Origin of the sequence: Bacillus sp. SIMBA_154 (genome assembly GCF_046536015.1) — a bacterium.
In the GTDB taxonomy this organism is placed as follows: Bacteria; Bacillota; Bacilli; order Bacillales; family Bacillaceae; genus Bacillus; species Bacillus pumilus_P.
On record NZ_JAWJBV010000163.1, the window covers coordinates 1 to 289 of the forward strand.

The following is a 289-nucleotide window of genomic DNA, read 5'->3' on the forward strand; positions in this document are numbered from 1 at the left end:
GACCCCAATTTTTTCTGGAAAATGTCCGATGATAAAGAGCGAAAAAATGGTACATCTTATCGAGAGCATGTGATTGCTTTACCAAGAGAGCTAACAGCAGACCAACGCCATGAATTGATTAAAGAGTGGATTCATCAAGAAATTGGTGAAAAACATGCTTATCAATATGCCATACATAACCCTTTAGCTATGGACGGTTTAGAACAACCACATGCTCATATAATGTTCAGCGAGCGTTTAATTGACGGTATAGAGCGCGATCCAGACCAATACTTTAAGCGTTTTAATG

1 protein-coding gene is annotated in these 289 nt (G+C 38.8%); it reads left to right on the forward strand.

Going from position 1 to position 289, the window contains the following annotated elements; genetic code table 11:
• A partial coding sequence (locus R0K30_RS21575) for a MobA/MobL family protein (RefSeq protein ID WP_410612848.1) occupies window positions 1–289 on the forward strand: 289 nt, incomplete at both ends.